Below are 15,856 nucleotides of genomic sequence, written 5' to 3'. Positions count from 1 at the left end.
TTCCGCCGACGGGCACCGCGCGTCTGCGGCCTCGCTCGGAACCGTCCGGCTGCCGGAGAAAGCCGCCCACGCCGCCGAGCGCGCATAAAGGTGGGGCGCCTTCAGGGCGCCCCTCGATGGCGGCTTCGCCTCCTACTTCGCTTTCTTTCCCTTCTTGCCCTTCTTTGCCTTGTCCCCCGCCTCGACCTGGGTCTGTCCGCTGTCGGTCACGATCGAGGCGGCTTCCATGGCCGCCGGTGCGGCGAGCGCGCCGCAGAGCGCGAAGCCGCACGCAGCCAGGGCGGTGCGTCTGCGGAGGGCGGCTTCCATGAGGCATCACCAGACTCGTGGAGAGATATCGCTCGCTTCCACACTCGTCCTCGCCGTCCCACGTCGTCGAGAAGCGGGCGCCCGGCGTCCTCGCTCGGCGTCCCCGAGGGCGGGCAAGAGGGCGCAACCAGGGCACATGGCGGGGAAAGCCTGCGTGGCGGCGCGCAGCGGCGAGGCTTGTTTTCGCTGGTCAGCCTCGCTCGTGTGCGGAGAGACAGGTCAGCCATTCGCCTGTACGGATACCCTTGACAGGTGACCGACGCCCACGACACCGCAGCAGACAGCTCACTGCGAACCACCGGAGGCGCCCCTCCGGACGACGGCGGATCTTCTGCTACGGAGGCGCCGATCCCCTTGCTGGAGCCGCGTGAGGGCATCCCGCCCGTGATCGCGGACGAGGCCGCTCTCGCCCGGGTGATCGCCGCCTTCGCCGACGGCTCGGGCCCCGTCGCCGTCGACGCCGAACGTGCCTCCGGCTACCGCTACGGCCAGCGCGCCTACCTGGTGCAGCTGCGCCGCGAGGGCGCGGGCACCGCGCTGATCGACCCGGTCGCCTGCCCCGACCTGTCCGCCCTCGGCGAGGCGCTGTCCGACACCGAGTGGGTGCTGCACGCCGCCACGCAGGACCTGCCGTGCCTGCGCGAGATAGGCATGGTGCCCACCCGGCTGTTCGACACCGAGCTGGCCGGGCGGCTCGCCGGGTTCCCGCGCGTCGGCCTCGGCGCCATGGTCGAGAACGTGCTCGGCTACGTCCTGGAGAAGGGCCACTCCGCCGTCGACTGGTCCACCCGCCCGCTGCCCGAGCCCTGGCTGCGCTACGCCGCGCTCGACGTCGAGCTGCTGGTCGACCTGCGGGACGCGCTGGAGAAGGAGCTGGACCGGCAGGGCAAGCTGGAGTGGGCCCGGCAGGAGTTCGACGCGATCGCGTCGGCGCCGCCGCCGGAGCCCCGCAAGGACCCCTGGCGGCGGACGTCCGGCATGCACAAGGTGCGGCGCCGGCGCCAGCTCGCCGTGGTGCGCGAGCTGTGGCAGACGCGGGACGCCATCGCGCAGCGGCGCGATGTGTCGCCGGGCAAGGTGCTGTCGGACGCGGCCATCGTGGAGGCCGCGCTCGCCCTTCCGGGCAATGTGCACGCGCTGTCCGCGCTGAACGGTTTCGGGCACCGGATGGGGCGGCGGCAGCTGGAGCAGTGGCAGGCGGCCGTCGACCGGGCGAAGGCGCTGCCCGAGTCGCAGCTGCCGCAGCCGGGGCAGCCCGTCGCCGGGCCGCCGCCGCCGCGGGCGTGGGCCGACAAGGATCCGGCCGCCGCCGCCCGGCTGTCCGCGGCCCGTGCGGGGGTCACCGCGCTGGCCGAGGAGCTGAATCTGCCGCAGGAGAACCTGGTCGCGCCGGATGCCGTGCGGCGGCTGTGCTGGGAGCCGCCGCAGCGGGGGGACTCCGTCGGTGTCGCGGAGGCGTTGGGGGCGTACGGGGCTCGGGCGTGGCAGGTGGAGTTGGTGACGCCGGTGTTGGTGGAGGCGTTGGCGGCGAAGCCGGCGTAAGGGTTTTGGCCGGGGGCCTGTGCGGGTGCGTTGTGGCTGGTCGCGCAGTTCCCCGCGCCCCTGAGGGGTGCGCCTCTGGGGGTCATCTGGTCGCTCCCTTGGTGAAGCCGTTGTAGATGAACTTCTGGAGGGCCAGGAAGACGATCAGTGTGGGCAGGATGACCAGGACGGCTCCTGCCGAGATGGTCTCCCAGTGGGCGCCGAAGGGGCCGCGGAAGCGGAAAAGGGACGTCGAGATCACGCCAAGGTCTTCGGAGGGCATGTAGAGGAAGGGGATGTAGAAGTCGTTGTAGACGGTGATCCCCTTCACGATGACGACCGTGGCGATCGCCGGCTTCAGCAGCGGGAAGATGATCTTGCGGTAGATGGTGAAGGCGCCGGCGCCGTCGAGGCGGGCGGCCTCGTCCAGGGAGACCGGGATGGACCGGACGAACTGCAGGAAGATGTAGATCGAGACGATGTCGGTGCCCATGTAGAGAGCGATCGGCGCCCACAGCGAGTCGAACATGCCGAGGCTCGTGACGATCTGGAAGGTCGCGACCTGGGTGGTGACCCCGGGGACCAGCGCGGCGACCAGGAAGGCCGCCAGGACCGGCTTGCGGAAGCGGAAGCGGAACCGGTCGATCGCGTACGCCGTCATGGAACCGATCAGCACGGTGCCGCCGACCGCGAAGAGCAGGACGAAGGCCGTGTTGCCGAACGCGGAGAGCATCCGGCCGTCCTGGAACGCCGACACGTAGTTGGCGAAGTTCAGCGGATTCTCCGGCAGGGACAGCGCGCCGCCGTCGTCCGCCATCTCCCGCTCGGTCTTGAGCGAGGTCAGCACGACCACCGTCAGCGGGAGCAGCACGACCACCGTCGCCAGGGCCAGCGACAGGTACACCAGGGTGCGGGCCAGGACGCGGCGGGTCATACGAGGTCCACCCTCTCGTCGGGGACGAGGCGGCGCTGCACCCAGGTCACCAGCAGGATGATCAGCAGCAGCACGACGGCCGCCGCCGAGGCGAGCCCCGTCTTGTTGAACTGGAACGCCAGCTTCACGGTCTGGATCACGAAGGTCTCGGTGCCGGTCGCGCCGCCGGTCATGATGTACGGGATCTCGAAGGCGGACAGCGAGCCGGAGACCGACAGGATCACGGTCAGGGTGAGCACCGGTTTGATGCCGGGCGCGATGATGTGCCGGAACTGCTGCCAGCGGTTCGCCCCGTCCAGCTCGGCCGCCTCGTACAGCTCGCCGGGGATGGACTGGATCGCGCCGAGGAACAGGACGAAGTTCAGGCCGAGGTAGCGCCAGACGGACACGCCCGCGAGGGAGGTGTTCGCCGAGACGGGGTCGCCCAGCCAGGCGTGGTCGGGGTCCGCGCCGAACAGGCCGAGCACCGAGTCGAGGGTGCCGCCGTCCTGGAAGAAGTAGAGGAAGACGAAGCCGATCGCCACCCCGTTGATCAGGTACGGGAAGAACAGCACGCCCTTGAAGAAGTTCCGGAAGCGGACGTTGAAGCTGAGGACCGTGGCGAAGTACAGCGCGGCGACGATCTGCACCGCGGAGGCGGCGAGGTAATAGCCGGAGACGAAGAAGACCTGGAACAGGTCCTCGCGGGTGAAGATCTCCGTGTAGTTGCCGGGCCCCGTGAAGCGCAGCTCGGGGCTGACCCCGTCCCAGTCGGTGAAGCTGTACGCGACCATGTTGACGATCGGCGCGTACGTGAAGGTGACCAGCAGCGCGAGCGGGGCCAGCAGGAACAGCCAGGGGGTGACGCCCCGCCGCAGGCGGGCCCGGCGGGGTGCCGGAACCGGCCGGGGCGGGGCGGGTGCGGCCGGTGCCGTGCCCCGGGCCTTCTCGGTGAGGTGCGCCATCAGGACCCCAGGGACTTCTGGGTCTCGGTCCAGCGCCTGCCGAGGTCGTCGAGGAAGCCGTCCAGATCGCCGTCGCGGGCGCCGCGGGCCAGGTCGACGAGGTCCTGGCGGTAGTCGGGCTTGTAGATGCCGACCTCGGACTCGTTGTCGATCCGCTTGACCTCGGCGCCCCGGGCGTCGTCGACCTCGATGAGCTGGACGCCCTCCTCCTCGTAGGGCTTCAGCACCTCGGGCAGCGGCGCGTCCCGGAGGGGCGAGATGGCGAGGTTGTCCTCGACGTAGCCGGACTTGTCGGTGAACCAGTCGATCCAGGCGCGGGCCGCCTCCTTGTGGTCGGAGTGGATGTTGACGGCCTGGTTGTAGTCGGGGGCGACGACCGCGCAGAACGTGCCGTCCACCTGGGCCGGGAAGGGCATGAAGCCGATGTCGTCGGGGTTCACGCCGGCCTTGCGGGCGGCGTCCCGGAACTGGACGACCGCCCAGGTGCCGAGCCACTGGGTGGCGATCTCGCCCTTGGCCAGCCGGGTCTTGGAGGCCTCCCAGTTGGTGGTGGTCGGGTCCTTCTCGGCGAGGCCCTGCGCGACGATGTCGTGCAGCAGGGTGTCCGCGACGCGCAGGTCGGCGCCCTCGGCCCACGGGTTGCCCTCGGCGAGCTTCGTGGTGGCGCCGGTGTCGCAGCTGACGGAGCCGTTGACGTACGTCCAGGAGGTCAGCGGCCACTGGGCGGCGAAGTTGGTGTAGTAGGGAATCGCGTCGGTCCGGGACTTCACGGCCTTCAGGGCGGCGAGGAACTCGTCCGGGGTGGTGGGCCACTCGGTGATCCCGGCCTCCTTCCACACCCGCTTGTTGTAGACGAAGCCGGGGGCCACGCCGACCGGGCTCTGCCCGTAGACCTTGCCGTCCACCGTGGTGAAGTCGGTGAAGCGGTACTTCTCGCGGCGTTCCTCCCGGCTGCCGAGCGAGGCGAAGAACTTCGGGTAGTCGTCCTTCTCGATCACCGCGGGGATCAGCAGGACGTCGCCGTAGTTCTCCGTGTTCATCCGGATCTTGATCTCGGACTCGTAGTTCGTGAGGGCCTGGAACTCGACCTTGACCTTGGGATAGGTCTTGTTGAACGCGGCGGCGTAGCGGTCCATCGTGCCGTCCTGCACGAGGTCGGTGCGGACGGTGAGGACGGTGATGGTTCCGCTCACCCGGGACGGGTCGTCGGGGGCCTTGGCGTCCGCGCCCTCGGTGCTGCCTCCGGTGCCGGTGCACGCGGCGAGGAGCAGGGTGGCCGCGGCGAGGGCGAGGGTGGCGCGGCGGGTCGCCGGGCCGTTGGTGCGGTGGTCGGTGCGGCGGTTCATGTGCGTCAGCTCCGTTCACGGGACGGACGAGCACGTGCGGGTTGGCTGGTTTCGGCACTCTGACAGCGCTTTCTGAACCGGTAAAGTCTCTATCTCGCCAAGGTTGCGTGCGAGCTTGCGAAAAGATTTCCCGTTGTCTTGGACCGGTTAAGGGAGTGCGCATGGTGGAGGCCACACCGCTCGACGAGGGCTGGGTCCTGCTCCACGAGGGGGCCTCGCTCCCGGCCGCCGTGCCGGGGTGCGTGCACACCGATCTGCTGGCCGCCGGAGTGATCCCGGACCCGTTCCTCGGCCGGAACGAGCCGGAGGTCGCCTGGGTGGGCCGCCGGGAGTGGACGTACGAGCGCGACCTGGACGTCTCGGGTGCCCCGTACGAGCAGACCGACCTCGTCTTCGACGGCCTGGACACGGTCGCCGAGATCCGGCTCGACGGCCGGCTCCTGGGCCGGGTGCGGAACATGCACCGCTCGTACCGGTTCGACGTCACCGGTCTGGCGGGGCGGCTCACGGTCCGGTTCGCCTCCGCGTACACCGAGGCCGAGGCCGTCCGGGGCGAGCTGGGCGAGCGCCCCGGCGCCTACACCGAGCCGTACCAGTACGTGCGCAAGATGGCCTGCTCGTTCGGCTGGGACTGGGGGCCCACGCTGGTGACCGCGGGCATCTGGCGGCCGGTGCGGCTGGAGCACTGGTCGACGGCCCGGATCGCCCGCGTCCGCCCGCTGGTCACCGTCGAGGACGGCACGGGCGTGGTCGAGCTGCGGCTCGACGTGGAACGCACCCGCGTCGAGGCGGACCTCACCGTGGAGGCCCGGGTGGGCGGGACGGTGGCGCGCGCCGCGGTCGACGGCACGACAGGGGTCGTACGGCTGCGGGTGCCGGACGTGGCGCTGTGGTGGCCGCGCGGCTACGGCGCACAGCCGCTGTACGACGTGGAGCTGACGCTGCTGCACGGCACCGACCGGCTGGACGTGTGGCGGCGGCGGGTGGGCTTCAGGACCGTGGAGCTGGACACCTCCGCCGACGAGCACGGCACCGGGTTCACCCTCGTCGTCAACGGCGAGCGCCTGTTCGCGCGGGGCGTGAACTGGATCCCGGACGACGTGTTCCCGTCCCGGGTGACGCGCGCGCGGTACGAGCGGCGGCTGCGGCAGGCTGCGGACGCGGGCGTGGACCTGGTGCGGGTGTGGGGCGGCGGGATCTACGAGGACGACGCCTTCTACGACGTCTGCGACGAACTCGGGCTCATGGTCTGGCAGGACTTCCTCTTCGCGTGTGCCGCCTACCCGGAGGAGCAGCCGCTGCGGGGCGAGGTGGAGGCGGATGCGCGGGAGAACGTCGTCCGGTTGATGCCGCATCCGTCGCTGGTGCTGTGGAACGGCAACAACGAGAACCTGTGGGGGTTTAGGGACTGGGACTGGGAGGGCCCGCTCGCCGGGGACTCCTGGGGGGAGGGCTACTACCTCGGCCTGCTGCCGCGGATCGTCGCCGAGCTGGACCCCACCCGGCCGTACACCGCGGGCAGTCCCTGGTCCGGCTCCTGGGACCATCACCCCAACGACCCGGCGCACGGCACCCACCACTCCTGGGAGGTGTGGAACCGGCAGGACTACGCCGGGTACCGGGCGAGCGTGCCCCGGTTCGTCGCCGAGTTCGGCTGGCAGGCACCCCCCGCCCACGCCACGCTGCGCCGCGCGCTGCCCGGCGAGGAACTCGCCCCCGACTCGCCGGGGATGCTGCACCACCAGAAGGCCGAGGACGGCAACGGCAAGCTGAACCGCGGCCTGGAGCACCATTTCGCTGTCCCGGAGGGCGACTTCGACCGCTGGCACTACCTGACCCAGGTCAACCAGGCCCGCGCGGTCGCCGCCGGCATCGAGCACTGGCGCTCGCACTGGCCCGTGTGCGCGGGCACCGTCGTCTGGCAGCTCAACGACTGCTGGCCCGTCACCTCCTGGGCCGCCATCGACGGCGACGGCCGCGAGAAACCCCTCTACCACGAGCTGAGGCGGGTCTACGCCGACCGGCTGCTGACCGTGCGGGAGGAGCGGGACGGCGGGCTCGTGGTCGCCGTCGTCAACCAGTCCGGCGAGGTGTGGCCGGGTGCGCTGCGGCTGCGCCGGATGAACGTCGAGGGAGAGGTGCTGGGCGCGGCGGAGGTGGGCTTCACGGCGGGGCGGCGCGCGGTCGAGGCGGTGCCGGTGCCGCGCGAGCTGGAGCCGGGCGGGCCGAAGGAGTTCCTGGTGGCGGAGGCGGACGGTGCCTCACGCTCGCTGCGCTTTCCCGCGCCGGACCGGGAGATCCCCTACCCGCGGCCTCGGTTCGAGGTGGCGCTGGTGCCGGGCGGCATCGAGGTGACGGCCCGGACGCTGGTGCGGGACCTGCTGCTCCAGGCCGACCGGCTGCACCCGGCGGCGCGCGCCGACCGGGGGCTCGTGACCCTGCTTCCCGGGGAGCGGGTGACCATCGGCGTGCGGGGCTGGGAGAATCCCGACGCGGCCGCCGCCCGGGCCGCCCTGTACTGCATGGAGCCCTCTCGATGACCGCCGTTCCTGGTCCTCGCGTCACCATCAAGGACGTCGCCGCGCGCGCCGGTGTCTCCAAGGGTGCCGTGTCGCTGGCCTTCAACCACAAACCGGGCCTGTCGCAGGCCACCCGGGAGCGGATCTTCCGGGCCGCCCGGGAGCTGGGCTGGGAGCCGAACCTGACCGCGCGGTCGCTGGCCGGGTCACGGGTGGACGTGGTGGGGCTGGCGATCTGCCGGCCGGCGCGGTTGCTGGGCCTGGAGCCGTTCTACATGGAGTTCGTCTCCGGCGTGGAGAGCGTGCTGACCGAGCACTCCTGCTCCCTGCTGCTGCGCCTGGTGAAGAGCGTGGAGGAGGAGGCCGGGCTGCTGGAGTCCTGGTGGAAGGGGCGGCAGATCGGCGGTTCGATCCTGGTGGACTTCCGCGCGGAGGATCCGCGGGTGCCGGTCGCCGAACGGCTCGGGCTGCCGGTGGTCGCCGTCGGGCATCCGTCGCTGACCGGTTCGCTGACCTCGGTGTGGACGGACGACACGACCGCCGTGGGTGAGGCGGTGCGGTATCTCGCCGCGCTCGGGCACCGGCGGATCGCCCGGGTCGGCGGCGCGGCGGCGCTCGGGCACACGGCGCTGCGCACGGCCGCCTTCGACTCGGTGGCGCGGGAGCTGGGGCTGGCCGGGGCGTGGCAGGTGGCGACCGACTTCTCGGGCGAGGCGGGGGCGCGGGCGACGCGGTCGCTGCTGACCGCCGCCCCGCCGGACCGGCCGACGGCGATCGTGTACGACAACGACATCATGGCGGTGGCCGGGCTGTCGGTGGCGGCGGAGATGGGTCTGCGGGTGCCGGAGGACGTGTCGCTGCTGGCGTGGGACGACTCGCAGCTGTGCCGGCTGACGCATCCGACGCTGTCCGCGATGAGTCACGATGTGCACGGGTTCGGCGCGGAGGTGGCGCGGACGCTGTTCGGGGTGATCACCGGGGACGGTCCGGGGTCGCATCCGGTGCCGACGCCCGTCCTGACGCCGCGCGGGTCGACGGCGCCGCCGGCCCGGTGAGCGGCGGCGTTCCGGCGGCCTTCCGGGTGTGACCTTCACCGCTCCGGGTGGGGGGACTGTGCAGCTACGTTACCCACAAGTAGCATGGGACTGAGCGCGCGCTCAGTGCATGCGTGCCGCAGCAGTGCCACCCCGCACACCCTGGAGGAGAGCCATCGTGCCTCGTACCGTCAGGGACGTCGTCTTCGTCGACGGCGTCCGCACCCCGTTCGGCAAGGCGGGCCCGAAGGGCATCTACCACGAGACCCGCGCCGACGACCTTGTCGTGAAGGCGATCCGGGAGCTGCTGCGCCGCAACCCCGGCCTGGACCCGAAGAAGATCGACGAGGTCGCCATCGCCGCGACCACGCAGATCGGTGACCAGGGCCTGACCCTCGGCCGCACGGCCGGCATCCTCGCCGGTCTGCCGCAGTCGGTCCCCGGCTACTCCATCGACCGGATGTGCGCGGGCGCCCTGACGGCCGTGACGACGACCGCCGGCTCCATCGCCTTCGGCGCCTACGACGCCGTCATCGCGGGCGGTGTCGAGCACATGGGCCGCCACCCGATGGGCGAGGGCGTCGACCCGAACCCGCGGTTCGTCTCCGAGAAGCTGGTCGACGAGTCCGCCCTGTTCATGGGCATGACGGCCGAGAACCTGCACGACCGCTACCCGCAGATCACCAAGCTGCGCGCCGACGAGTACGCGGTCCGCTCCCAGGAGAAGGCCGCCAAGGCGTACGCCAACGGCAAGATCCAGGCCGACCTGGTCCCGATCTCGGTGCGCCGCACCAACCCCGAGGGCGGCGAGACCGGCTGGGGTCTGGTCACCGCCGACGAGCCGATGCGCCCGGGCACCACGCTGGAGAACCTCCAGGGCCTGAAGACGCCGTTCCGTGTGCACGGCCGGGTCACCGCGGGCAACGCGGCCGGTCTGAACGACGGCGCCACCGCCTCGATCATCGCCTCCGAGGACTTCGCGCGCGAGAACGGCCTGCCGGTCAAGATGCGCCTGGTCTCCTACGCCTTCGCGGGCGTGGAGCCGGAGGTCATGGGCTACGGCCCGATCCCGGCCACCGAGAAGGCCCTCGCCAAGGCGGGCCTGTCGATCTCCGACATCGGCCTGTTCGAGATCAACGAGGCCTTCGCCGTCCAGGTCCTGGCCTTCCTGGAGCACTACGGCATCGCCGACGACGACGCGCGCGTCAACCAGTACGGCGGCGCCATCGCCTTCGGCCACCCGCTGGCCTCCTCCGGCGTCCGCCTGATGACGCAGCTGGCCCGCCAGTTCGAGGAGCAGCCGCACGTCCGCTACGGCCTGACCACCATGTGCGTCGGCTTCGGCATGGGCGCGACGGTCATCTGGGAGAACCCGCACTTCGAGGGGGACAAGTGAGCACCACCGCTGAGCTGCTGAAGGGTGCGGCCGAGCTGTTCCCGGACGAGGTCGTCACGCAGGCGCACGTACGCCACTTCGACCTGCCCCTGGGCGTCGGGCGGTTCGCCCTGATCACCCTCGACAACGGGCACGACCACACCAAGCCGACCACCTTCGGCCCCCAGTCGCTGGCGAACCTGAACGCCGCCATCGACCAGGTCGAGAAGGAGGCCGCGGACGGCGAGATCGTCGGTGTCGGCATCACCGGCAAGCCGTTCATCTTCGCCGTCGGCGCCGACCTCAAGGGCGTCGAGCTGCTGAAGGAGTGGGACCACGCCTACGCCATCGGCAAGGGCGGCCACGACGTCTTCAAGCGCCTGTCCGGCCTCGCCGTGCCGACGTTCGCCTACTACAACGGCGCCGCGATGGGCGGCGGCGTCGAGGTCGGCCTGCACTGCACCTACCGCACGGTGTCCGCGGCCGTTCCCGCGTTCTCCCTCCCCGAGGTCTTCCTCGGCCTGGTCCCCGGCTGGGGCGGCTGCACCCTGCTGCCGAACCTGATCGGCGCGGAGAAGGCCGTCTCGGTGATCATCGAGAACAGCCTCAACCAGAACCGGCAGCTCAAGGGCCGGCAGGTCTACGAGCTGGGCATCGCCGACGCGCTCTTCGAGGGCGCGGACTTCCTGGAGCAGTCCCTCATCTGGACGGCGTCCGTCCTCAAGGGCGAGATCGTCGTCGACCGCCCGGTGATCGACCGCGGCGAGGCCTGGGACCAGGCCGTCGCCAAGGGCCGCTTCATCGCGGACTCCAAGGTGCACGGCGCCGCCCCGGCCGCCTACCGCGCCCTGGACATCATCGCCGCCGCCAAGAACGGCGACCTGCAGCAGGGCTACGACGCCGAGGACAAGGCGCTCGCCGACCTGATCATGGGCGGGGAGCTGCGCGCCGGCATCTACGCCTTCAACCTGGTGCAGAAGCGCGGCAAGCGTCCGGCCGGAGCGCCCGACAAGAACCTGGCGCGCCCGGTGACGAAGGTGGGCGTCGTGGGCGCGGGCCTGATGGCCTCGCAGCTCGCCCTGCTCTTCCTGCGCCGCCTGGAGGTCCCGGTCGTCCTGACCGACATCGACCAGGAGCGCGTCGACAAGGGCGTGGGCTACGTCCACGCCGAGATCGACAAGCTGCTCGGCAAGGGCCGGATCAACCAGGACAAGGCCAACCGCCTCAAGGCGCTGGTCACCGGTGTCCTGGACAAGGCCGAGGGCTTCGCGGACGCGGACTTCGTCATCGAGGCCGTGTTCGAGGAGATGGGCGTCAAGCAGAAGGTGTTCGCGGAGGTCGAGGCGGTCGCCCCGGCGCACGCGATCCTGGCCACCAACACCTCCTCGCTGTCGGTGTCGGAGATGGCGTCGAAGCTGAAGCACCCCGAGCGGGTCGTCGGCTTCCACTTCTTCAACCCGGTCGCCGTGCTGCCGCTGCTGGAGATCGTCCGCGGCGAGCAGACGGACGACGCCTCGCTCGCGACCGCGTTCGCCGTCGCCAAGAAGCTGAAGAAGACCGCGGTGCTGGTGAAGGACGCCCCGGCGTTCGTCGTCAACCGCATCCTGACCCGCTTCATGGGCGAGATCCAGAACGTCATCGACGAGGGCACCCCGGTCGACGTCGCGGAGAAGGCGGTCGAGCCGCTGGGCCTGCCCATGTCCCCGCTGGTCCTGCTGGAGCTGGTCGGCCCGGCGATCGGCCTGCACGTCTCCGAGACGCTCAACAAGGCGTTCCCGGACCGCTTCACGGTCTCCCCGAACCTGAAGGCGGTCGTCGAGGCCGGCAAGCGCGGCTTCTACGTCTACGACAGCGGCAAGCCCGAGCTGGACCCGGAGGTCGCCGCGCTGCTGAAGCAGGGCGACACCGTCCTCACCGAGGAGCAGGTCCGCGAGCGCGTCCTGGAGGCGGTGGCCCAGGAGATCGGGCTCATGCTCGACGAGGGCGTCGTGGCCGAGGCCCAGGACATCGACCTGTGCCTGATCACGGGCGCCGGCTGGCCCTTCCACCTGGGCGGCATCACGCCGTACCTGGACCGTGAGGGCGTGTCCGAGCGGGTGAACGGCAAGCGGTTCCTCCCGCAGGGCGTGGCGAGCGTCCCGGCGTAACCCCTTCGCGCGCCTCATCACCGGTGCCCCGCACGCCACTTGGTGTGCGGGGCACCGGTTTGCCGTGGCCGCGGCGGCTGTGCGAGCCTTTGGCCGTACCTTGTGGTGGCTCCTCGTGGAAAGGGCCGGTCATGGCGCGCGGCATGATGCTCGGCATGGTGCTCGGTGACGTCTCCTCGCGCGCTTCGACGCGGGAGCGATAGCCCGGGCCGTCTCCTTCACGCTCCGTCTCCCGCTCCTCGTCGAAGTGCTCTCCGTGCCCCCGCACGTTCGCACACGAGGAGTACGTGGTGTCCGCCACGATCCACTGGACCGAGTCCCACACCGATCACCGTGCCCGCTGGCACTCCGAGAGCGCCGCTCCCCCGCCCGGCCGGGTCGTCGTCGCCGACGACCGGATGAGCGCCGCCACCGCCCACCGCCTGGCCTGCGAGGGCACGGCGCTGCTGTGGCGGGGCGACTACCCGCACGCGCGCCGGCTGCTGACCGCGATGGGCCGCCGGGTCGACCGCAAGCCGCCCCGCCCCGGGAACAGCCCGGCCGAGACCTTCCACCTGCTCCGCAGGGCCCGCGGCCACCGGGCGCGCGTGCTCGGCAGGCTGCTGGTGCGACTGGAGGACGACTACACGCTGCGGCTGCGCCGGGCCCCCGACGTCCGCCGGGCCTGCGCCGAGGCGTACGGCCCGCCGCGCGGCCCCCTGGTGGTCTCCCTGACCGAGCTGCTGGGCGTCGTCGGCGCGTGGCAGTGGCGGGAGAAGGGCGTCGACGTACCGGCGCTCGGCGCCCGGATCCACCCGCACTACGGCGTGTTCTCGCCGGTCAGAGGCGAGTACGTCGATCTCGTCGCGCGCGCCCCGCTGCCCCCGTCGGCGCACCGCCGCACCGCGTTCGACCTCGGCACGGGCACCGGAGTGCTCGCGGCGCTGCTGGCCCGCCGGGGCGTCGGCCGCGTGGTGGCCACCGACGCCGGCCCGCGCGCCCTGGCCTGCGCCCGCGACAACGTCCGCCGGCTGGGCCTGGACGGGCGGGTGCGGATCACCGGCCCCTGTCTGTATCCGCGGGGCCGGGCGAGCCTCGTCGTCTGCAATCCGCCCTGGATCCCCGCCCGCCCGTCCTCCGCCCTGGAGCAGGGCGTGTACGATCCGGACAGCGCCATGCTGCGCGGCTTCCTCGCCGAGCTGACGGACCGTCTGGAGCCGGGCGGCGAGGGCTGGTTGATTCTCTCGGACCTCGCCGAGCGCCTCGGCCTGCGACCGCCCGGCGAACTCGCGCGCCTCATCGCGTCGTCGGGGCTGCGTGTCGCCGGCCGGCTGGACACCCGGCCACGGCATCCCCGGGCCGGGGACACCACCGATCCCCTGCACGCCGCGCGGAGCGCGGAGATCACCTCGCTGTGGCGGCTGACACCGGCCTGACGCCCGGCGGGCCGGCAAGGACGCAGGCGGACCGCGCGGACCTGCGCGGACTCGAATCCGCGCGGGTCACACCGTCTGCCAGGCCGACAGGGCCAGACCCGGCTCGTCCTTCTGGCGGGCGACGCGCAGTTCGCCGTCGGGGGTGAGTGTCGCGGCCACCACGCGGCCCTCGGCGTCCTCCGTGACCGCGACGCGGGAGCCGGCGGGCAGCCGCGGGCCGGACTCGGTCCACCACAGGCCCGCGGACTCCCGCTCGGTCGGGTAGGCGGCGAAGGCCACCCGGCCGGAGGCGGAGCGCTGGGCGAGGAGGGTGCAGTCGTGCCCGTCGAGGACGCACCGCACGGCCGACACCGGGCCGGGCCCCGCGGCGGCGAGCAGGGCGGCCGGGTCGCCGTCCGGGCGCCAGGCGTACAGCATGCCCTCGGGGTCGGCGTAGAAGAGGGTGGTGTGTTCCTTGGAGGTGGGCAGGGCGGCCAGGGTGCCGGGCTCGACGCGCACCGGCACCGGGTCGGCCATCACCGGACGGGCGCCCGGCTCCTCCTGGAGCCAGCGCACGATGCCGGCGGGGCTCGTGCCGTACAGCTCGACGAAACCCGACTCCCCGGTGACGGCGACGAGTTCCTCGTGCACCTTGGAGCCCTTCAGGTCGTGCCACGCGTTCCAGCCGCCGCGGACCTTCTGGTTGACGGTGTGGACGCCCTTGCCGCGGTTGCCGACGAAGACGTACGCCCGTCCGTCGGCGTCGACGGCGACCGCGGGCCGGCCGGTGCGCGGTCCCTTCTTGTCCGGGTGGCCGATGGGGAGCCAGTCGAGGGCGGCGAGGTGCGCGCGGAAGTGGGTGGAGTGCACCAGGCCGGCCTCGTCGCCGGTGGTGGGCCGCCAGGCCACCAGGTGCGCGTAGCGGTCGGCGCCCCGGCCGACGGCGAGGACGGGATGCAGGCGCTGGTCGCCGCCCACCTTGCGCCACGGCAGCCAGTCGCCGCCCGGGTGGCGCTCCGCCCGGCACCACACGGAGTCGTCGCGCGTGGTGTAGACGCCGAGCCGGCCGTCGCGGCCGCGTATGAGCCAGTCGCCGTTCACTGTACGGACCGTTGACACGGCCCCACTCTAATCGGGTGCCCGGTGCCGACTTCCGGCCGGGCTGGGCCCGTGGGAGGGCCCGTGCGACCCTGGGGGCATGAGTACCCCGCTGTTGGTCATCGTGGACGCCGCGAACGTCGTCGGGTCGGTGCCCGACGGGTGGTGGCGGGACCGGCTCGGGGCGGCACGGCGGCTGCGGGACCGGCTGGCGGCGGACGGCATCCCGGGCCGTCCGGAGCCCACCGAGATCGTGCTGGTGGTGGAGGGCGCGGCGCGCGGCGTGGAATCGGTGCCCGGTGTCCGCGTCGAGGCGGCGCCCGGCAGCGGCGACGACCGCATGGTGGAGCTGGTCGCCGAGGCGGGCGACCGCCCCTGCCTGGTCGTCACGGCCGACCGCGAACTGCGCCGCCGGGTGACGGACCTGGGGGCGGAGGTCACCGGGCCGCGCACGGTGCGCGGCTAGGGGGTGTCCGCAAAGTCGCGTCGTCCGCCCTGAGGGCGGGTCTCGCGGCGTCTGGTGCGTGCTCTCGGCGTGCCGGGCGGACGCCCGCGTACTGGTCGTACTCGGGTGTTCGCCCGGTGCGGCGAGAGGGCGTGCCAGGCGTCGCGAGACAGACGCGACTTTGCGGACACCGCCTAGGGGGTGCGAACCGGCGGGGCCGCGGCACCGCGGGCGGCGTCCTGCCCGCGGGGCCGCGGCGTCGGGGGTTGGCGTGGTGCGGTCGTCAGCGGCCGGAGTTGTCCACGGTGACGCAGGTGGTGCGGGTGAGCACCGCGACCGTTTCGTTGCCGCAGTTGTTGCTGTGGCCCGAGGCGTTGCGGGCGAACAGGAGGTTGGACAGGATGCCGCCGCTGGGGCCCACCTGGTCGCCGCCGCCCGTGCCGTTGTCCTCGGCCACGCAGGTGCGCTCCTTCAGCAGCGCCAGCTTGCCCGTGCCGCAGAGGTTGGCGTGGCCGGACGAGTTGCGGCCCGACAGGTTGGACAGCACACCGCCGGCCCCTCCGTCACCGTCACCGGCATGGGCCGTGGCCAGTCCGGCGGGGACCGCCATCAGCAGGCCCACCATCGAAGCCACCACCGCGATACGCCGTGCGCCGTACATCTCTCTTGGTTTCCTTTCGCTGGAGCACTTCCGGCCGTCTGGTCCGGTCACCTGACGTAACGACGCAGGGGATCACCGGGATGGGCTTCGTCGAGGTGAAATATCCGCAAGGCGGTTGATCGGCTCCTC

13 protein-coding genes are annotated in these 15,856 nt (G+C 72.1%); 7 read left to right on the top strand and 6 right to left on the bottom strand.

Annotated features, from left to right (window positions below; all coding sequences use genetic code 11):
• Positions 1-132: 132 nt before the first annotated feature.
• Entirely contained in the window at positions 133-309 is a 177-nt protein-coding gene (locus G7Z13_RS27070; protein WP_166002830.1) for a hypothetical protein, read from the bottom strand.
• A gap of 252 nt (positions 310-561) precedes the next feature.
• Between G7Z13_RS27070 and G7Z13_RS27065 the strand changes: the two genes are divergently transcribed.
• Positions 562-1,851 carry a ribonuclease D gene (locus tag G7Z13_RS27065; RefSeq protein ID WP_166002829.1) on the top strand — a complete coding sequence of 430 codons (1,290 nt, stop codon included), beginning with the start codon at positions 562-564 and terminating at the stop codon, positions 1,849-1,851.
• Positions 1,852-1,933: 82 nt separating this feature from the next.
• Here the strand turns inward: G7Z13_RS27065 and G7Z13_RS27060 are convergent, their stop codons facing one another.
• Genes G7Z13_RS27060 through G7Z13_RS27050 form a run of 3 tightly spaced genes read right to left on the bottom strand, consistent with a single transcriptional unit; the run spans position 1,934 to position 5,054 of the window.
• Entirely contained in the window at positions 1,934-2,764 is an 831-nt protein-coding gene (locus G7Z13_RS27060) for a carbohydrate ABC transporter permease (protein ID WP_166002828.1), read from the bottom strand.
• The gene (locus G7Z13_RS27055; protein ID WP_166002827.1) at positions 2,761-3,708 is read right to left on the bottom strand and encodes a sugar ABC transporter permease; all 948 of its coding nucleotides are present in this window, start codon (positions 3,706-3,708) and stop codon (positions 2,761-2,763) included. Before G7Z13_RS27055 ends, G7Z13_RS27060 begins: the two co-directional genes overlap by 4 nt.
• Positions 3,708-5,054: an ABC transporter substrate-binding protein gene (locus G7Z13_RS27050; RefSeq protein WP_166002826.1), complete on the bottom strand. Its 1,347-nt coding sequence runs from the start codon at positions 5,052-5,054 to the stop codon at positions 3,708-3,710. The genes G7Z13_RS27055 and G7Z13_RS27050 overlap by 1 nt, the downstream gene beginning before the upstream one ends.
• A 161-nt stretch (positions 5,055-5,215) precedes the next feature.
• On the opposite strand from G7Z13_RS27050, the gene G7Z13_RS27045 reads away from it, so the two are divergent.
• The 5 genes from G7Z13_RS27045 to G7Z13_RS27025 all read left to right on the top strand — a co-directional run bounded on the left by G7Z13_RS27045 (position 5,216) and on the right by G7Z13_RS27025 (position 13,544).
• On the top strand, positions 5,216-7,594 hold the full coding sequence (locus G7Z13_RS27045; protein ID WP_166002825.1) for a glycoside hydrolase family 2 protein: 2,379 nt from the start codon (positions 5,216-5,218) through the stop codon (positions 7,592-7,594).
• Positions 7,591-8,628 (top strand): LacI family DNA-binding transcriptional regulator, encoded by a 1,038-nt coding sequence (locus tag G7Z13_RS27040; RefSeq protein WP_166002824.1) that lies wholly within the window; start codon positions 7,591-7,593, stop codon positions 8,626-8,628. The genes G7Z13_RS27045 and G7Z13_RS27040 overlap by 4 nt, the downstream gene beginning before the upstream one ends.
• Positions 8,629-8,785: 157 nt before the next feature.
• Positions 8,786-10,003 (top strand): acetyl-CoA C-acyltransferase, encoded by a 1,218-nt coding sequence (locus G7Z13_RS27035; RefSeq protein ID WP_166002823.1) that lies wholly within the window; start codon positions 8,786-8,788, stop codon positions 10,001-10,003.
• On the top strand, positions 10,000-12,129 hold the full coding sequence (locus G7Z13_RS27030) for a 3-hydroxyacyl-CoA dehydrogenase NAD-binding domain-containing protein (protein WP_166002822.1): 2,130 nt from the start codon (positions 10,000-10,002) through the stop codon (positions 12,127-12,129). Before G7Z13_RS27035 ends, G7Z13_RS27030 begins: the two co-directional genes overlap by 4 nt.
• Positions 12,130-12,419: 290 nt before the next feature.
• Entirely contained in the window at positions 12,420-13,544 is a 1,125-nt protein-coding gene (locus tag G7Z13_RS27025) for a class I SAM-dependent methyltransferase (protein ID WP_166002821.1), read from the top strand.
• Positions 13,545-13,610: 66 nt separating this feature from the next.
• Here the strand turns inward: G7Z13_RS27025 and G7Z13_RS27020 are convergent, their stop codons facing one another.
• Positions 13,611-14,624, bottom strand: coding sequence for a hypothetical protein (locus G7Z13_RS27020; protein WP_166005329.1), 1,014 nt, complete (start codon positions 14,622-14,624; stop codon positions 13,611-13,613).
• Positions 14,625-14,721: 97 nt separating this feature from the next.
• Here G7Z13_RS27020 and G7Z13_RS27015 point away from each other — a divergent pair, with 97 nt between their 5' ends.
• On the top strand, positions 14,722-15,087 hold the full coding sequence (locus G7Z13_RS27015; RefSeq protein ID WP_166002820.1) for an NYN domain-containing protein: 366 nt from the start codon (positions 14,722-14,724) through the stop codon (positions 15,085-15,087).
• 262 nt (positions 15,088-15,349) lie between these two features.
• Here the strand turns inward: G7Z13_RS27015 and G7Z13_RS27010 are convergent, their stop codons facing one another.
• Positions 15,350-15,727 carry a hypothetical protein gene (locus G7Z13_RS27010; protein WP_166002819.1) on the bottom strand — a complete coding sequence of 126 codons (378 nt, stop codon included), beginning with the start codon at positions 15,725-15,727 and terminating at the stop codon, positions 15,350-15,352.
• Between the last annotated feature and the right edge of the window lie 129 nt (positions 15,728-15,856).

The sequence above is a fragment of the Streptomyces sp. JB150 genome (assembly GCF_011193355.1).
GTDB lineage: Bacteria > Actinomycetota > Actinomycetes > Streptomycetales > Streptomycetaceae > Streptomyces.
Note: the sequence above shows the minus strand (reverse complement) of the source record. Positions and strands in the feature narration are given on the sequence as shown.

Bases quoted from the DNA above. Each gene is read 5' to 3' on its own strand.
- G7Z13_RS27070 (WP_166002830.1), bottom strand. From the start codon at position 309: ATGGAAGCCGCCCTCCGCAGACGCACCGCCCTGGCTGCGTGCGGCTTC.
- G7Z13_RS27060 (WP_166002828.1), bottom strand. From the start codon at position 2,764: ATGACCCGCCGCGTCCTGGCCCGCACCCTGGTGTACCTGTCGCTGGCC.
- G7Z13_RS27055 (WP_166002827.1), bottom strand. From the start codon at position 3,708: ATGGCGCACCTCACCGAGAAGGCCCGGGGCACGGCACCGGCCGCACCC.
- G7Z13_RS27050 (WP_166002826.1), bottom strand. From the start codon at position 5,054: ATGAACCGCCGCACCGACCACCGCACCAACGGCCCGGCGACCCGCCGC.
- G7Z13_RS27045 (WP_166002825.1), top strand. From the start codon at position 5,216: ATGGTGGAGGCCACACCGCTCGACGAGGGCTGGGTCCTGCTCCACGAG.
- G7Z13_RS27040 (WP_166002824.1), top strand. From the start codon at position 7,591: ATGACCGCCGTTCCTGGTCCTCGCGTCACCATCAAGGACGTCGCCGCG.
- G7Z13_RS27015 (WP_166002820.1), top strand. From the start codon at position 14,722: ATGAGTACCCCGCTGTTGGTCATCGTGGACGCCGCGAACGTCGTCGGG.
- G7Z13_RS27010 (WP_166002819.1), bottom strand. From the start codon at position 15,727: ATGTACGGCGCACGGCGTATCGCGGTGGTGGCTTCGATGGTGGGCCTG.